The sequence below is a fragment of the Candidatus Venteria ishoeyi genome, from assembly GCF_030378065.1.
GTDB lineage: Bacteria > Pseudomonadota > Gammaproteobacteria > Beggiatoales > Beggiatoaceae > Venteria > Venteria ishoeyi.
Genome location: NZ_JAUCGJ010000044.1, coordinates 22,647 through 39,173 on the forward strand (window position 1 = coordinate 22,647; position 16,527 = coordinate 39,173).

The window sequence follows — 16,527 nt, forward strand, 5'->3', positions numbered from 1 at the left end:
AACAGTTACATAGCTTGCTATGCGCCTGTTTTCACGCCTTGAAAATGAATAAAAATCCTGCGCCCAGTTTCTGCATTTATTTCATCCTCACTCCTATGAAATATCGAGACTAAAAGGATTTAATAGTTGGATGCCCGTATCTGTAAAGTCACTGATATTTCGGGTGACCAGAGTTAATCCATAGATGAGTGCCGTAGCCGCAATCTGTTTATCCAATGCATTTTCATAATGTGGTACCCGTAAACGCCCCCAGACTTGCGACTCTTCTGCTGTAAAATCGAGTATATTATCCGCATAATCATTGAGTATTGTCTGCAACCAGAACTCCAGCATCTCAGCCTGAGCCTTATCGCCCCGGTGTCGGATCAATTCGATACCCCGGCGCAATTCACCGATGGTAATGACGCTGATATATACCCGTGCTCCCTGCTTTGCTGCCTGCTGAAAAAACTGCCTGACACCGGGATTGGCATGCTCCTGTTTACGCTGTTCACTGATAATATTGGTATCCAATAAATACATCAGTCAAATACTGGGTTTATGGATTTATCCTGTATCCGTGTAAAATCTGAATCTTTACCGACATCCGGCATCTGACTTAATACCTGGATAAAACTTTTTTTTTGCGGTCGGGTTAATGCCTGCTCCAGGATTTTCCGGTGTTCTGCCTCAGCACTAATCCCATGCTGGCTTGCCTTTATTTTCAGCGCATTGGCAATATCATCATCAATATTACGTACAATTAAATTTGCCATTGTTATTCCTCATATCAGTTTTACAGTTACGCCCGGGAATGGATAAGACCAGTCGAATTTCTGACGTTATAAAAGGCCCTTTTCTGAATATAATGATAGCATTGATAGCAAATGAAACAAGTACCCTGATAACAGATATAGAATCTGGCAATATTCAGCCAATACTTTGCGTTTTCAGTAACTCAATCATTTTCTGTAAGTGCTGATTTTCGTTTTTAAGATAATCAACCTCCTTGTCACGCTCCAGCAATAATAAGCGGGATTTTTCCAACTCATGAGCGCATTGGGTTTCGCTTAATATGATGCTGCCTTGACCAAAGTTATTGGTAGTGCAGTGATCCAGCACATTAAAAACATTCTGTTCATTCAGACCCAGTAAATGGATAAGCTCTATGCCTATCACATCCGCTATTTGCTGTAGCCGTTTCAGATTAATATCATTATCCCCGCGCTCAATCTTGGCATAGCCGTTTACTGAAAGGCATCACAAAACTTGGATAAATGTTGTAGCAAAAACAAACACCTTTTGGATCTATCAATATACGCCTAAAGCGTAAATTCATCTTTATTGAACAGCGTGTAACCCCATGTAAATGATACCCTTTAGATATTGATTCTGGAAATAATTCAGGATTATTTATCAGATCTTCCTAATCGGCTTCATCTATCGGTAAGCGTAATGCTTTTGATAATGGAATTGGCTGATCTTTTTCTTGTTTTGGGTCCGTTTCTGTGGTCTTATTACTACTGGAGGTTAAGGTCATTAGTGTATCTGATTTGTTGTGATTTCTGCTGCATTATAGATCTTGGCCTCCCTTTTTTTATAAGCCTATCCCACACAAAGCGGTATAATCAGGAATTTTTAATCACTCCAACACAGATAACACCGCTTCAAGCGGTGTTATCTGTTATCAGCTATGAAAAATGTGTATGATATTGTTTCATACGCATTTTTTATTGCCTTTATCAAAGGACTCGTCATGGCTTATTCGGATTTTACGTCTTTGCAAAAACTACAGCATGAATTAGATATTAGCCATCAAAGAAATGATTTATTTTCTCAAATTAAATCAGTAACACCTTCTGCAAAATTACAGGATGACTTGGAGGAATCTCGGCAGTACAGTTTACTCACAGAAAAGGCAAAGTCAGAGTTTTTGATTACACCTGTGCTAAAAGAGGTTCACCGTACTCACCCTGATAAAGTTGGTATTTTTTCAGGTGTCAGTTTAGATCTTCCAGAAGCAGGTTTAGGTGGTTTTTGTGATTTTATTTTAAGTCATGAATCGAATACAGTTGAATTAACTGCGCCTATCTTTTGTTTGGTTGAAGCTAAAAATCGTACTTTGGAAGAAGGTTTTGCGCAATGCGCGGCAGAAATGTATGCAGCCATGCTGTTTAATCAGGAAAATAATACGCCACTGAATTTTATGTATGGTTGTGTCACCAATGCTTATGACTGGCATTTTATGCGTTTAGAAAATAAACAGTTACAAATTGATAACTCGCGCTTTTTTCTCAATGAGATTGATAAAATTTTAGGTATTTTCTCATTTATAGTCAGCAGCTATGAGGAATAACGCTTTTTATTTTTTCTGAATTTTTAAGCGTACCTTGGCTTTATGATCCTGACTGCTGGCACTTTGGGTGCTGACTTGTAAACCGGCATTTTTCAGTTTTTGTTTCAGGCTTTCCAGGTCTTGCAGGCTGGCCAGTTCAAAATCCAGATGCAGGGTATTTTTCTGATAATCCAGTTTTTTTAAATAAAACTTGGGTGTTTGCAGTAAGGCAATATGGCTGCTCAGTAGCAGTTGTAATAAACCTTCATCTTGTTTCCCTTTGCGGTTTTGTTGTTTTAATTGATTTAAGGCGCGTTCCATCTGGACTTTAGGATTTACAATTTTCCGTGCTTTAGGGAAAGTCTCACGATATAAGGCGTTGATTTGTTGTTTTAAGCTGATTTTTTGCTGTTGCAGTTGCTGATTTTCCTGCCACGCCAGACCCAGCCAGAGCGCCAGCCACAGTACTAATAAACCTGCGGTGAGTCGCCAGGGTTTCCATAAAGCCTGCAACAGGTCACGCTGCTGATAAGGCGTTTGTATAAGGTTCAATGGCAAAGAGGCAGCTTTTGGTGGTTTTTTTAGGGTTTCCGCCAACAATGCGATTGCGCCTTGTTCCTGTTGTTGCAGGTGAATCTCAATACCTTGTGTGGCCAGTCCCTGTAATAATTCTGTACCACTGTCGTGGCTGTACAAATCAATAGTTTCAGGTTTAGTCAGGCTTTTATCGTTCAGGGCAAGCTGGCACCATTCAGGAAGCTGCGCCTGTTCAATGGCAAAGCCGCTGTGCGCTCCCGTGCGTACCAGCGCCAGTCCGCCCAGATATAAAATACCCCAGCCGTTTGAGGGGTAAGGCACAGCCAGCACATCAGGCAGCAGGCTGTGTACCTGTAAACTGGCATTTTTTAAACGTTGTAAAATGCTTTGCATAAAGTGGTGAGATATGACGGCAACGGCCTGGTTGCCCGCTTTATCGCGCTGGCCTAAGGCAAAATGCAGATTTTCAACATCGTCTGCCAGATTTTCTTCCAGGGCATAAGGTACAGCCTGGCGAATGCGCTGGGTTTGCTTAATCGGCAACTTGACGCTGCTGAGCAAAATTTCTGTTGTTGGCAGCAAGACCACCAAGGAGCCGCGAAAAGGTGGCAGTTTTTCCAAAGAGCCTTCATTGATTTCCCCGTTTATCCAGGCCGTGCAAACCGGTTGCTCCGTTAAACGCAGCAGTGCGCTAAAATTCACCAGAAACCTCCCTGACTGTGCAGCAGCACATGCATACCTTGTTGTTTATGCCGCCTGATGACACTGTTTAAGTGAATATCCACGCTATTCATGCGCGCATGAGCCTTAAGTAAAAAATAATGACTGATCACGCCAAGCTGTGTCTGGTCAAATTCCAGCTCTTTGAGTTCCGGACGCTGGCGTAATTGCCCCATGGTTTTAAATCCTTTTTGTTTGCCAACAAGCAGTAGTTTCTTGACTTCATCTTCGCTTAATTCTGGAATCAGGCTGTTTAATACCGGCAGTGTTGTGGTATTCACATTAATGCTGGTGATTTCTGGCAATGCCGTGATATGTGGCAGCAGCGTTTGATATACGGCATCATCCACCGAAGCCAGCAGGCGCAGTTCACTGGGACTGTGAAACAACTGATTGGCACTGCGATAAGGGGGATTTTGTAGCAGGTATTCCAAATCTTCCGCACCGCTGGGGCGGTTATAACTGTCAGTATCGATCCAGTCAATGACCTCATCAGCAATGGATGTGGGTAAGTCCAGAAACTTTAATAAACGCTGAAAATGTTTCAGGCTTTTTTCATTGACCTTTTTATTAATGGTTTGCAGGTTATTCAGGTTAAAGCGCCCCTGCAAATCCTCCAGGGTGCCGCCTAATTCTCCACCGGGTACCGGCGTTTGCGGCAATTGAAAAGCCCAGGTCTCACCCATGTAATCATAAGCGTTTTTATCGCGTTGTAAAATCGACACCGCCCAGCTTTCCGCGCCCAGCGCGTATAACCAAGCCTGGTTGCGGCTGAGGATATTACTGGTACGGCGAATTTCCAGATGGTTGCGCGATAAAATGCTGACCGCAATCATCGTTGCCAGCGTCACGATCAGCAATGCAGTGAGCAGGGCAACACCGCGTTGCTGGTTTGGGTGTATTTTCAATAAAATTTACCAGTCTTATTGTCAAGTAAGTAGATGGGCATAATTAGGGTAATAGCATTAAAATATATTTATATATCAATGAATTATAGACTTGTATATTTTATGTGCTTATGAAGCTATTTTGTTATTAGATCGTATGCCACATTTTAGTAAAACATATGAAAAACACCTTGCTTTATATGGGTATTTCTCAAATGGTATTACTGCTTTTATACCTAAAATTTACGATATAAATGAAGTGATAACCTTATGATAAATAAGTGCTTAAACTTTATTTTTTTATTAAGCCATTGATTTTTAATTAAAAATTAAATTAAGCTTTTACTATTTTGATATAGTGAATGGGGAGTTACTTAGAGTAATATAGTCTTATAAAACGCCACCAAACTCTTCCTGAACTTCTTCAGAATCACGTCCCGAAACGGGTTTGCCCATTACTATTTCAATAACATCTAATAATTCACTTGCTCGATTAAGCAAAAAATCATCAAAATTATCTTCATAAAGATTTTCAGGCTCAATAAAGTGGGTTGCTAAAATTTCCTCTAAGTCTTCTTCACTCACCGCATTTCGTTTAAAAATGCGTTCTAAATAAATACTAGGCGCATGTCCAGATAAAATACGATTAGTCCGACTTGTTAGCGGTGCTTTATTAACAATACTGTTCCAGTAATAGCGCTCTATATCTTGTTCTTGCGCCCAAGCCCGTGGAAAAATATGGTGAATATCAACGGGAAGATTAAAACCGTTGGTATGCGCAATGGGATCACCGCTAGCAAAATCATGACTACCTTGTTGAATCATAAGTGCCATTAAACCTTTATAGGCTGCACTTTGACGACTTTGTAAGCTAAGCAAACGTAAAGGACTAAAGGTCGCGTCTCGAATAGTCCGTGGTTCATTGTTGGATTGTCCATCAATCCAAGCAATTAAATCTTGAATATCTTGAGCATAGCGGCTTTCATTTGCACCACCATACATTTCTCCTAAGACACCGCACCAGTACCATTTTTTTAATTTATTGCGTACTGTATTTTTCTCAAAGTTTTTACCAATATAAGCACAAACAGCGGCTAATGGAACAAACTGCGTTCCATAAGGTAAATTTGGCTTATTAAAGATTTTTTCTAAGTTCAATAAACGTGCTGCATTAATAAAACCTGCTTCTATTAGCTTTGCATATTTTTTATATTCATCCAGTTTAAGGTTCAATACATCTTTACGTTTAACACTGACTGCACTACCACCTGCATGATAACGCTTGTAGCTAGACAGTAAAGTCACTGCTTGGAGAAACTCTGTTCCTCCTACATCTTGCAATATATCATGTTGATGTAAGCATTCTTTTCTGGAATCCCAATCTTCACGTAATTGGAAATCATCGGCGGCAAAGGTAGCTGTCATTAATTCAAATACGGTCAATGCCACTCCACCTGTATTAACATGCTCGAACACTTGGCAAACAGCTTCCTTGGGTGTATTGCGCAGCAATTGAATCACAGGTACTTTGAATTGCTGTAAGCGCATCCAAACTTCTTGTTCAAATCGAGTAATCCAATTAATTTTCTTTACATCCATCTGAAAATGCTGCATATATCCTAAACGCCAAGTAGGAAATTCCGTACCTAATAAAATATTAGCAGGCACTAATCCCGCTTCATATTCCTTTTCTTGGCTACTGATATCTAATTTTACTTTACGTCCAAAATCTGCACGAATTATTCGATCTGCTGGAATACTGATAATGGCTTCAAGGCGGTCTGCATCTGGGTCAAGACATTTTTGTAAATCAAAGTAATACAAACGGTCCAATTTTTTTTGTTTTTCGTCTCGTGTAGAAACAGAATTCTGACAGAATAAAGCTCCATATAATGAAGTTAAACGCTGTTGACCATCTAATACTAAGCGCTCTGGCTCTGGTGGTTTCTCTAATTCAACCCCCTCAATTAAACGTGGATAAAATCGTGCCCCATCTCCACCCGTTTGCATCAACATCGCTGCCCCAATTGGATAGGATAAGGACACACTGGCAAGTAAAGCTCGAATGTGAACGTCATCCCATACCCAAGGACGTTGGAAATCAGGTAATTGGATTTTACCGCTCTCAATATCTCGAAGTAATTCACTTAAAAAGGGTTCTTGTGAATCAAAAGTGCTGCTAATTGCAGGCATGTAGTCTCTCCATAAAATGAATTAGGTTTAATAATTTTTTTGTTCTTTAAATAAATACAACCCATTATCTTATTTTACTATTGTTCCCAAGTTTTACTTGGGAATACCTGCACTGCAAGCTCTGCTTGCCAAGTTAACGCGAAGGAGTGTTTCTTGGGCAAACGCTACAAGCAGAGCTTGGTAGCGAGGTAATCAGCAATGCAGTGAGCAGGGCAACACCGCGTTGCTGGTTGGGATGGGGGTTCAATACCGTTTACCGTGTCTTTGATGTCTCTGTTTAAAGTATGTATTAACGTACTTATCGTATCGACACTTCAAGTTTTCGACCTAATACAGAGGCAAACTTTTCTAATGTTGACAATCTGATGTCTTCAGCATGGTTTTCAATACGTGAAATTGCAGACTTCTTGGTATGAAGTTTTTCAGCAATTTCTTCTTGTGTTAAACCCGATGCCTCTCTGGCCTGTTTGAGTAAAGCACCAATTTTAAAGGCTTGATAACCTTCCTCAAAGCCATGCTCAAACGCTTTATCAGCCTCTTTTCTATGACTAATATATTTTTTAAGATCACTCATTCTGCCTGCCTCCTGCTGAGGTAATCCTGCTTTCGACGCTCAGCAATTTTGATTTCTTTTTAAAGAATCTAAAAATACCTCAATGGGACAATATCCAGATTCAGTGCGATAAAAGCAGATTTCTCTCATATAAAAATGTTAACATATTTGTTAACTTGATATCATGGTTTTGCAACGATCCAACAAATACTGCACCAGCATCGGTACCGGTCTGCCCGTTGCGCCTTTCTTTTTCGGATTGCCAGACACCCAGGCAGTACCGGCAATATCAACATGTGCCCAATGGAATTTTTTGGCAAAACGCGACAGGAAACAAGCGGCGGTAATTGCGCCAGCGGGTTTGCCACCCACATTAGTCATATCTGCAAAAGGGCTGGCCAGTTGTTCATGATATTCATCCCATAAGGGCAGTTCCCAGGCGCGATCATGGCTGGCTTCTCCTGCATGTAACAGCTTATGTGCCAGGGCTTTATGATTACTGAATAAACCATGAGGATGATGCCCCAGACCAACGATACAAGCGCCGGTCAAAGTTGCCACATCAATCACTGCGGCTGGTTTATAACGTTCACAATAAGTCAGCGTATCGCACAGCACCATACGCCCTTCGGCATCAGTATTCAAAATTTCTATAGTCTGCCCGGACAGGGTGGTTAAAATATCACCGGGGCGGGTGGCGTTGCCATCGGGCAGGTTTTCAGTGCAGGCCAGTAATACCACCAGATTCAGTGGCAATTGCAGTTCGGCAACAGCGGCTAAAGCGCCCAGCACTCCCGCAGCACCGCACATGTCATATTTCATTTCATCCATTTTCGGGCCGGGTTTGATTGAAATCCCGCCCGCATCAAAGGTCACGCCCTTACCCACTAAAGCCACGGGGGCGACACTTTCATCCGCCCCCTGATAATGCAATACAATCAATTTTGCCGGTTCGCGACTGCCTTTAGACACCGCTAAAAAAGCGTTCATGCCCAGTTCTTCCATTGCCGCTTCTTCCAGAACGTCACAGCGTATATTCTGATACAGTTTACACAGGGCTTTGGATTGTTCCGCCATATAAGTCGGTGTGCAAATATTTGGTGGAGCATTTGCCAGATTGCGCGCCAGATTGGTGCCATTCACAATCGCCCGCCCATCAATAGCGGCCTGTTCGGCGTTATCCAGGTCTTTACGCAAGGAAACGCAAAATGTGATTTTCCGCAATGGGTGGCGTTTGGTCTGTTGCAGTGTTTTTAATGAGGTAAATTGATATAAATGGTAACTGCTGGTTTCAATTGCGATACGCACCGCCCAGTAAACATCGCGGCCTTTAGGTAGCAGTTCCGACAAATAACAAACCACCTCGGTGCCACCCATTTCTTTCAGGGCCAGCACCATTTTCTGAATCATGGTTTTATACTGGCGCTCACCCAATTCCTGCTTGCGACCACAGCCAACCAGTAACACCCGATCCGCCAGGGTGCCGGGTACATTGTGCAATAATAAGGTTTGCCCTAATTTACCTTCCAAATCACCACGGTGTAAAATACTTGATAAATATTTATCGCTGGCATCGTCGAGTTGTTTGGCGGCCTCAGATAAACGCCGGGATTCATACACCCCCACAATCACGCAGGCAGAACGTTGTTTTTCCGGGTGCCCACTGGTAATACTGTATTCCATAAAATCCTCTTAATAACTATAGTTCTAAATCTTGTCTCAATTTTATATAATTCCATGCTCAGGCAAGGCTGCCGCCAACGCACCAATATTCCCCGCGCCCAGGGTTAATAACACATCCCCTGGCTGCAATAAACTGCACAAGGCCTCATTAAGTCGGGTGGGATGTTCGACAAACAGCGCCTGACACTGTTTTGCCTGGGGACGACTGGCGCAAAGGGCGCGGTATAAGCTGGTACCGTCAGCGCCAACGATTGGTGGCTCGCCTGCGGGATACACATCCAGCAAGGCCAGGTTTTCCAATTTGGATAAGACCTCGACAAATTCCGCAAACAAATCGCGGGTACGGGTATAACGATGTGGTTGAAATGCCACTACCAGACGCTTGTCGGGCCAGCTTGCCTGCACCGCTTCAATCGTGGCCTGCATTTCCTGGGGGTGGTGTCCGTAATCATCCACCAGCAAGACTTTGCCATCAGCAATTGCCACATCACCCAGCACCTGAAAGCGCCGCCCTATGCCTTCAAATTTTTCCAGCGCGTGAACAATTGCGCTTTCTTCCACTTTTAACTGCCAGGCTACGGCAATGGCTGCCAGGGCATTACGCACATTGTGCAGACCCGGCATGTTTAAGGTGATTTCCAGTGTATTTTTCTGCTCCGGGTTGCTGACCTTAAAATGGGTGCGCGGGCCATTGTGTTTCACCTCTGTGGCACGAATATCCGCAGCAGGATGTAAACCATAGGTGAGCACCGGTTTACTCAACTGTGGCAACATTTTGTAGACAATGGGATCATCAATGCATAATACCGCCAGACCATAAAACGGCAGTTGCTGTAAAAACTGTACAAAAGTTTCCTGTAAACGCTCAAAGCTACCGCCGTAAGTTTCCAGGTGATCGGCATCAATATTGGTGACAATGCTGATAATCGGACTGAGATGCAAAAACGAAGCATCGCTTTCATCGGCTTCCGCCACCAGATACTGTCCGCTGCCCAAAGCGGCGTTGGTACCGGCGCTGTTGAGTTTGCCACCGATGACAAAAGTCGGCTCCAGGCCACCTTCCGCCAGTACGCTGGCGCATAAGCTGGTGGTGGTGGTTTTGCCATGCGTACCAGCAACGGCAATGCCATGACGAAAACGCATCAGCTCTGCCAGCATTTCGGCGCGGCGCACCACAGGAATGCGCAACGCGCGGGCGGCAATCACCTCCGGGTTGGCTTCATTGACAGCACTGGACACCACCACGGCATCACAATCCTGTACCTGCTCGGCGCGATGACCAATGGCAACCTTTAAGCCCAAATCACGCAGGCGCAAAGTCATGCTGCTTTCCTGCATATCCGAGCCGGACACGGTATAGCCCAAGTGAAACATCACCTCGGCAATGCCACTCATGCCGACACCACCGATGCCGATAAAATGCAGACGCCGGGCGTGATTATCCCGGTTAAAAATAAATGCTTGATTCATAATGCCGGATTATAAAATGGGTTGAATGGGGGTTGCAGACTGTGCTTCTATATTTTCCAGCTTTTCCAATAACTTGATCGCCAGTTGCACAAAATCTTCTTCAGTCAAAATACCCAGTAAGGTATTATCAATGTCCACCACTGGCAGGCAACCATGTTTGGTTTCAACCATAAAGCGGGCAGCTTCCATGAGGTTGGTTTCTTCATTGGCGACAATAATATCCCGCACCATGATTTCAGCAACCGGAATGCCTGATTCCAACTCTTCCCGCTCTGAGTCTGTAACATCGGCAAAACTGGAAACTGCCGCAGTCAGCAGATCGTGCTGGGTTAACAAACCGACAAAAACCTGATGCTCATTAACCACGGGAACATGGCGGATTTTATGTTCACGCATAATCTGGTGTGCATCATGCACCGTTGCATGTTCATTAACGGTGTATAATTGGGTACTCATGAGTTCACGGATACTAATCAATGTGCTTCTCCCTTGTAAGCTGTGAAATATTTCAATCATTGTACCCCAATATAACCGGAGTTGCTGATTGCGCAAACCACGATGATGAGACCTGATATTCTACAAAAAATCTCAAAGCTGCTGACTTTCTGGCAGACGCTGCCAAATGATGCCCGGTTGCAACAAGCACTATTTAATGATTTTTTAAATTTATTATTATTATGTTTGTACCCCAAGCACCGTCAGCATTGGCTGGCACTGCGTAACTCACCGCCAGATTTGCAGATGCAGATGTATGAACAGCAGATTTTACCACTGACGCAGAGTACAGGCGCGATGGCAGGTTTATATGTCAAATCCGAGCATCCAAGTGAGCACCGCTTAACGCCAGAACAATGGTTGCCACCTGTATTATCCTGGCTTGAAGATTTGGAAAACGATGTTGGCCTGGTTTCAGGCATCCAGGCTGGCACCTTATGGGAAGCGATTATCGAAAGTTTTGTTGCGCACGCCCCCTTATGTTTTGACACGGCGCAACAACACAGCCTGCCACCACGCGCTTTAATCAATAGTATTGTGGCCTTGTTACAGCCCCAACCGGGAGAGTGCATCCACGATCCGGCAGCCGCTGGCGCGGGTTTTCTGGTCGCCGCCTGGGAATACAGTCAAACTGTGCTGGAAGATGAACAACAACGTGCTGGCAGACAAGGCAGGTATTTGCAGGCAGCGCAGTTATCCGGCTGGGTGGCGCATAAACAACAACAGCGATTAGCACGGGCTAACCTCCTCTTGCACGGCCTGAAACCCGATATACTCCAGCAAACACCGGCAATGGTGAATGTAATGTGCACGGATTTATCCCCGTTTACGCCGGAAGTCAGTCAGCAATACCTGGATACTGTGCTGGATAGTCTGCAACCCGGCGGTCGTGCTGCGCTGATGATTAATGATGACTGGCTTGCCGCGTCAGTTACCCAAAATCAGCGCCAGCAACTGCTGACATCGGGGCAGTGGCAGACACTGTTATATTTACCGCAAGACGTGTTATATGGTCGTGACAGGGCATTGAGCGTCCTTTTTTTAAGCAAAGTATCAGAAACACCCGTATCAGCGCAAGCCTTGGCAGTATTTGATTTACGCAGTCAAACCTCTGCCTTAAACGCCAATAATCTCAATCAACTGCTGCCTTGTTGGATGAGTCTGTTTATCAGCTTGTATCAACAGCAGGAGAAAGCCGATTTACATCCACGCTGGTCGCGTTTGTCCCCTGCGCAATGGGAAAAAGCTCAGGATTGGGATTTCAGTTGGACACATGCGCAGATGGATTACCCTGCCTTGCCTGTGCAAAAAAACTGTGAAAATCACCCTGCTGCATGGCAGGCGTTGGAAGATACGCTGGATGATTTGCAGCAACTGGCAGATTTTTTGAAATGGGAGTGAGTCAGGAAGCTGTTTGAGAATAGCAAAGTCACTGACAATTCCAAAATTAATTTAATATTTATCACCGTGCGACAGTGCTATACTTGAACAATATTTAATCAATTCCAGCAGGAGGCGTTTGCATGATTGTTATCCGTTATTTACAGGCCAGTAATCAGAGTTAGTTGCGATATAAATAGTTCCTACCACGAACGCCCACGCTCAGCACTCCTGTAATTACCCGGCCTGTATGCCGGGGTTCATAAGAATCCCAATATTCAGCGTGTCAATATTTGGCACCTGTTGCTTTGTTATGCATTTTTTTTGGGATAACAACCATGCAAATTCACAATCTTTTTGACTTGGGCTGGACGCATTATTTTCAGTCTCAATTAGATCTGGCATCACTTGAATCACAACTTCCATTTCGTGTTGTTTCCGTACAACGCAACCTCATTGACTGCATTGGTTTAGATAGAGACTATCAGCAAAAGCATCTCCACTTATCAACCTATTATTGGCGCGATAAACCACCTGAAGAACATCCGACAATTGGAGACTGGATATTGCTTAAGCTGGATTTTCAACCTCTTCATATCCTTGAGCGCAAATCACTTATAAAACGGAGAAGTGCAGGAAGAGAATCATCTATTCAACTTATCGCAGCCAATATAGATACGCTGTTCATCGTAACTTCATGCAATGCTGAATTTAGCATCAACAGAATAGAGCGCTATTTATCAATTGCGGCTGAGTCCAGTATTCACTGTGTCGTCGTGTTAACAAAAGTTGATCTGTGTGCAGATACGATACCCTATTTAGAAGCCGTATCACACAGCCACCCTGAGTTGCCTGTTGAGCTGGTGAATGCCACTGATGCCTCAACCCTCAGTATATTGAAAAACTGGATTAAGCCTGGGCAAACCGTAGCATTACTCGGTTCATCTGGCGTTGGCAAATCAACACTCATTAACGGTCTAAAAGGGAGCCAGGAGCAGACGACAGCCGCGATTCGTGAAAATGACAGTAAAGGTCGGCATACAACGACATCTCGAAGTCTGCATGATTTACCAGGTGGTGGGCTGCTACTGGATACTCCAGGCATGAGGGAATTGCAAATAGTCGATAGTGAAGAAGGCATTAAAGCCACTTTTGCAGATATTGATATTCTGGCAAAAAAATGTCGATTTAAGAATTGCCAGCATACGACAGAACCGGGTTGTGCGATTATTGAGGAGATTAAAGCAGGCAGACTGGAGCAGCGCCGCCTCGACAACTACCACACGTTATTGTCAGAACAAACACGTAACAACGAATCTCTTGCCGAACGGCGTTCTAACGACAGGGCATTGGGGCGATTTTATAAAAATACGCTAAAAACTGTCAGGAAATTTAAATCCAGAGAATAGAGGCTAATGCAGGGGGATAAGTCACGAATGCTTAGGAGTGAGAATTTTATAACTTCAGCAACCTGGCTGGTCTTTTTCTCCATTTTCTGCGTTGTGAAAACAGTTACATAGCTTGCTATGCGCCTGTTTTCACAACGCAGAAAATGGAGAAAAATCCTGTGCCCAGTTCCTGCACTTATTTCATCCTCACTCCTTACCGATAAAACTCGACTATCAAGGATTTTAAATTTAATAATTTTCAGTAAATGAACTGCTATCTGGATTTTTTTTATGGTGATAATGAGGCAAATATAAACTAAAGCAACTTCCCTGCCCTATCTCGCTATACAGTTTAATTTCACCTTGTAATATTTCAGCTAATTGCTTTGATAATGCTAAGCCTAACCCTGTTCCACCATAGTTGCGGGTTGTTGAGCTATCTGCTTGAATAAAGGGTTGAAATAATTTTTCCTGTTGTTCTTCATTAATGCCAATGCCATTATCAATTACATCAAAAACTAAGTAGGGTTTATTGGCTTGCTGTATTTGTTTTATTTTTATAATAATTTTTCCATTTTTAGTGAATTTGCAGGCATTACTAAGTAAATTTAACAGGATTTGACGCAGTTTTGTTAAGTCTGTATACCATAGAGAGATACCAGGATCGTATTTAATAGATAGGGTATTATTTTGTTTTTTTATCAAGGTATGAATAGTAATATTCAGCTCATTAATAATATCTTTGATATCAATTTTTTCTGCATAAACCTGTACTTTTCCTGATTCAATTTTAGAAAAATCAAGAACATCATTAATTAAACTGAGTAATTGATTGGCAGAAATACGAATTTTATCTAAATCATCTGCCCAATCTGAATTTATTTCTTGTGCTTCTTCATGCAGCATATCAGTATAACCAATAATTGCATTCATTGGTGTTCTTAATTCATGGCTCATATTGGCAAGAAAGCAGCTTTTTGCCGTGCTTGCTGCTTCTGCTGCAACCTTTTCTCTTTGAACTTCTTGATGTTTCTGTTTACTTTCTAAAGATTGCTTTTCAAAATTTAATGCCTGTTGGAACATAGAGAAAGCATTGCCTTGTTTATCTGTTGTGTGCTCCACTTGTTTGATTAAAACCTGATTTGTTTTTTCTAACTGTTGCAGTCTTGTTTCCAGGTTTTGTATATATTTATCTTTATTGTGATGAGACATCAAACCTTTCCTTCTTGAGTAATAGCGACCCCGGTAAAAGTCTGGTTAATATGTAAGGCATTAAATTGTTCTCCATAGGTATTAAAACCAAAAATATGGTATTGTTTAGCCAGCTTATTCATTTCCGGGTATAATTTTTTTCTATCTATTTCCAAACGCCTTAAAATACAATCACAGGCTAAAACCAGATCCAGCTCTCCTATTTCTGCACTGAGGCGATCTAAGGTGTGATGCAGGTTATTCATAATATCACCACACTCAGCTATTCTCAGGACGACACCAGCATCAATAGCGCAGTAAAAAGATAAACTGTCATCTTCTGGATTGCGGGTTAAAATTGAGCGGACATGATATTGCCCGGCGACTTTAACGACCAGAGGCGATATGGCATAAATAGAGGGATTCAGTTGCGCAACGGGAATATCCAATAAACGCGCATATTCTTGTGCAGCAGGTGCGCCATTGAACTCATAGACAATACGCTGTGTCGCATCGGCTTCTGTTACTACAACCTGTTTGTCTGTTGCATGAAAATGCTCGGTCTTAAACACTTTTACAGGATATTGGGCTTCGACTAAAGTCAATAAAGCACAGTCTGTATGAAATTTACCTTGATAGTAAATATGGGTATTTTGAAAATTCAGCCCATCTGCACTTGAACCACCGAATAAGGGAATGCCTCCAAGGGCTTCATATAAGGTGCTGACAACCACTTCTTCTTTTTTACTTAAGCCGTCGATTAATAAAAAGCCAAAATAGTGATCGGCATCAAATTTGCTGCTATTTTGAATAAATTTATGCTGAAATTTTTCACAGATACCTGAAGTTTTAGCCATATTAAATTGTTGTAATGACTCAAGCAGTAAACAATTAACATAAAAATGTTCTTGGCATAAACTGATCGCCACCAGGGAGGCTTCAGTATAACCTGAGTGACTGATCTCCCCAGCCGTTGTGCAACCAATGACAGGAATATCAGTAAAATAGTGCTGGAAGGCTTGCGCTAACTGATTTCTGTCATAGTCTGGACTACAATAAAAAATAATAATAGCAGCATTTGTTTGATTTAAACTTTGATAAATTTCTATAACAGCAGCTTCAGCAGTGCTCTGTTGAGAGTATGCTTGCTTCCAGTTTGGTTTTTTATTCATAATTTATAATTTAATTATCCCTGGGAGGCTGTCAGACTTAGCGCGGTAGGACGCATAAGCGATAGTATTATGCGTCACATAGGGCATCAAAATGGTGGATGGTGCTATCGCTTATCCGCCTTACGAATTGGCAACCTTGTTGGGCCTATATTACAAACTACATAATACAGTCAATTAGTATAAATTGTATAAGCACTGTATAAAACCGTAGTTATCACTATCGTTTTCACTGTAAACTTAATAATACTGATAATTCTATGCAATAGTGAATAATTGTAATTTTTACAGATATTATTATGATTTATTATTTCAGGCAATGCTTTATATCGCTTGATATAAAAAGATTTCCCCCCTCTTTTTATAGGGGAAGTATCATTCATAATATCAATATACACATTATCCGAATACTCACAGCTTTGCAGGCTGGCCTTATCACCCTGCTTATAAAAAGCACATTCTTTACAATAGACTTTATTTTCCATTTTTATAACACTTCTATTATTTCGACTCGTCAGCTATCTTTATTCGTATAACAGCATGACCT

Annotated in this window: 15 protein-coding genes; 3 read left to right on the forward strand and 12 right to left on the reverse strand. The window is 42.4% G+C overall.

What is annotated here, in order from left to right; all coding sequences use genetic code 11:
* Positions 1 to 93 precede the first annotated feature (93 nt).
* The 3 genes from QUF61_RS13930 to QUF61_RS13940 form a co-directional block, all read right to left on the reverse strand.
* Complete coding sequence (locus QUF61_RS13930) at positions 94 to 522, reverse strand: type II toxin-antitoxin system VapC family toxin (RefSeq protein WP_289682234.1); 429 nt, start codon at positions 520 to 522, stop codon at positions 94 to 96.
* Positions 522 to 755: a FitA-like ribbon-helix-helix domain-containing protein gene (locus tag QUF61_RS13935; RefSeq protein ID WP_103919670.1), complete on the reverse strand. Its 234-nt coding sequence runs from the start codon at positions 753 to 755 to the stop codon at positions 522 to 524. The genes QUF61_RS13930 and QUF61_RS13935 overlap by 1 nt, the downstream gene beginning before the upstream one ends.
* 154 nt (positions 756 to 909) lie before the next feature.
* The gene (locus QUF61_RS13940) at positions 910 to 1,158 is read right to left on the reverse strand and encodes a hypothetical protein (protein ID WP_289682237.1); all 249 of its coding nucleotides are present in this window, start codon (positions 1,156 to 1,158) and stop codon (positions 910 to 912) included.
* 514 nt (positions 1,159 to 1,672) lie between these two features.
* Here QUF61_RS13940 and QUF61_RS13945 point away from each other — a divergent pair.
* Entirely contained in the window at positions 1,673 to 2,335 is a 663-nt protein-coding gene (locus QUF61_RS13945) for a hypothetical protein (protein ID WP_289682240.1), read from the forward strand.
* A 6-nt stretch (positions 2,336 to 2,341) separates the two neighbouring features.
* Here QUF61_RS13945 and gspL read toward each other — a convergent pair whose 3' ends face one another.
* The 7 genes from gspL to QUF61_RS13980 form a co-directional block, all read right to left on the reverse strand.
* Positions 2,342 to 3,553, reverse strand: coding sequence for a type II secretion system protein GspL (gene gspL, locus QUF61_RS13950; protein ID WP_289682241.1), 1,212 nt, complete (start codon positions 3,551 to 3,553; stop codon positions 2,342 to 2,344).
* Complete coding sequence (gene gspK / locus QUF61_RS13955) at positions 3,550 to 4,479, reverse strand: type II secretion system minor pseudopilin GspK (protein ID WP_289682242.1); 930 nt, start codon at positions 4,477 to 4,479, stop codon at positions 3,550 to 3,552. Before gspK ends, gspL begins: the two co-directional genes overlap by 4 nt.
* Before the next feature lie 369 nt (positions 4,480 to 4,848).
* A complete protein-coding gene (locus QUF61_RS13960) occupies positions 4,849 to 6,651 on the reverse strand; it encodes a DUF262 domain-containing protein (RefSeq protein ID WP_289682244.1) in 1,803 nt (600 codons plus the stop codon).
* A gap of 298 nt (positions 6,652 to 6,949) precedes the next feature.
* Positions 6,950 to 7,225 carry a helix-turn-helix domain-containing protein gene (locus QUF61_RS13965; protein ID WP_289682245.1) on the reverse strand — a complete coding sequence of 92 codons (276 nt, stop codon included), beginning with the start codon at positions 7,223 to 7,225 and terminating at the stop codon, positions 6,950 to 6,952.
* A 150-nt stretch (positions 7,226 to 7,375) separates the two neighbouring features.
* Positions 7,376 to 8,887, reverse strand: coding sequence for a leucyl aminopeptidase (locus tag QUF61_RS13970; RefSeq protein ID WP_289682248.1), 1,512 nt, complete (start codon positions 8,885 to 8,887; stop codon positions 7,376 to 7,378).
* Positions 8,888 to 8,929: 42 nt separating this feature from the next.
* Positions 8,930 to 10,357, reverse strand: coding sequence for a UDP-N-acetylmuramate--L-alanine ligase (gene murC, locus QUF61_RS13975; protein WP_103918846.1), 1,428 nt, complete (start codon positions 10,355 to 10,357; stop codon positions 8,930 to 8,932).
* A 9-nt stretch (positions 10,358 to 10,366) separates the two neighbouring features.
* Positions 10,367 to 10,834 carry a CBS domain-containing protein gene (locus tag QUF61_RS13980; RefSeq protein ID WP_289682250.1) on the reverse strand — a complete coding sequence of 156 codons (468 nt, stop codon included), beginning with the start codon at positions 10,832 to 10,834 and terminating at the stop codon, positions 10,367 to 10,369.
* A gap of 81 nt (positions 10,835 to 10,915) precedes the next feature.
* On the opposite strand from QUF61_RS13980, the gene QUF61_RS13985 reads away from it, so the two are divergent.
* The gene (locus tag QUF61_RS13985; RefSeq protein ID WP_289682252.1) at positions 10,916 to 12,253 is read left to right on the forward strand and encodes an N-6 DNA methylase; all 1,338 of its coding nucleotides are present in this window, start codon (positions 10,916 to 10,918) and stop codon (positions 12,251 to 12,253) included.
* A 317-nt stretch (positions 12,254 to 12,570) separates the two neighbouring features.
* On the forward strand, positions 12,571 to 13,641 hold the full coding sequence (gene rsgA, locus QUF61_RS13990; protein ID WP_289682254.1) for a ribosome small subunit-dependent GTPase A: 1,071 nt from the start codon (positions 12,571 to 12,573) through the stop codon (positions 13,639 to 13,641).
* Between the two features lie 228 nt (positions 13,642 to 13,869).
* Here the strand turns inward: rsgA and QUF61_RS13995 are convergent, their stop codons facing one another.
* Both QUF61_RS13995 and nosP read right to left on the reverse strand, forming a co-directional pair.
* Positions 13,870 to 14,832, reverse strand: a complete 963-nt coding sequence (locus QUF61_RS13995) for a sensor histidine kinase (protein WP_103918850.1) — start codon at positions 14,830 to 14,832, stop codon at positions 13,870 to 13,872.
* Positions 14,832 to 15,983, reverse strand: a complete 1,152-nt coding sequence (nosP, locus tag QUF61_RS14000) for a nitric oxide-sensing protein NosP (protein WP_289682256.1) — start codon at positions 15,981 to 15,983, stop codon at positions 14,832 to 14,834. The genes QUF61_RS13995 and nosP overlap by 1 nt, the downstream gene beginning before the upstream one ends.
* Positions 15,984 to 16,527 lie beyond the last annotated feature (544 nt).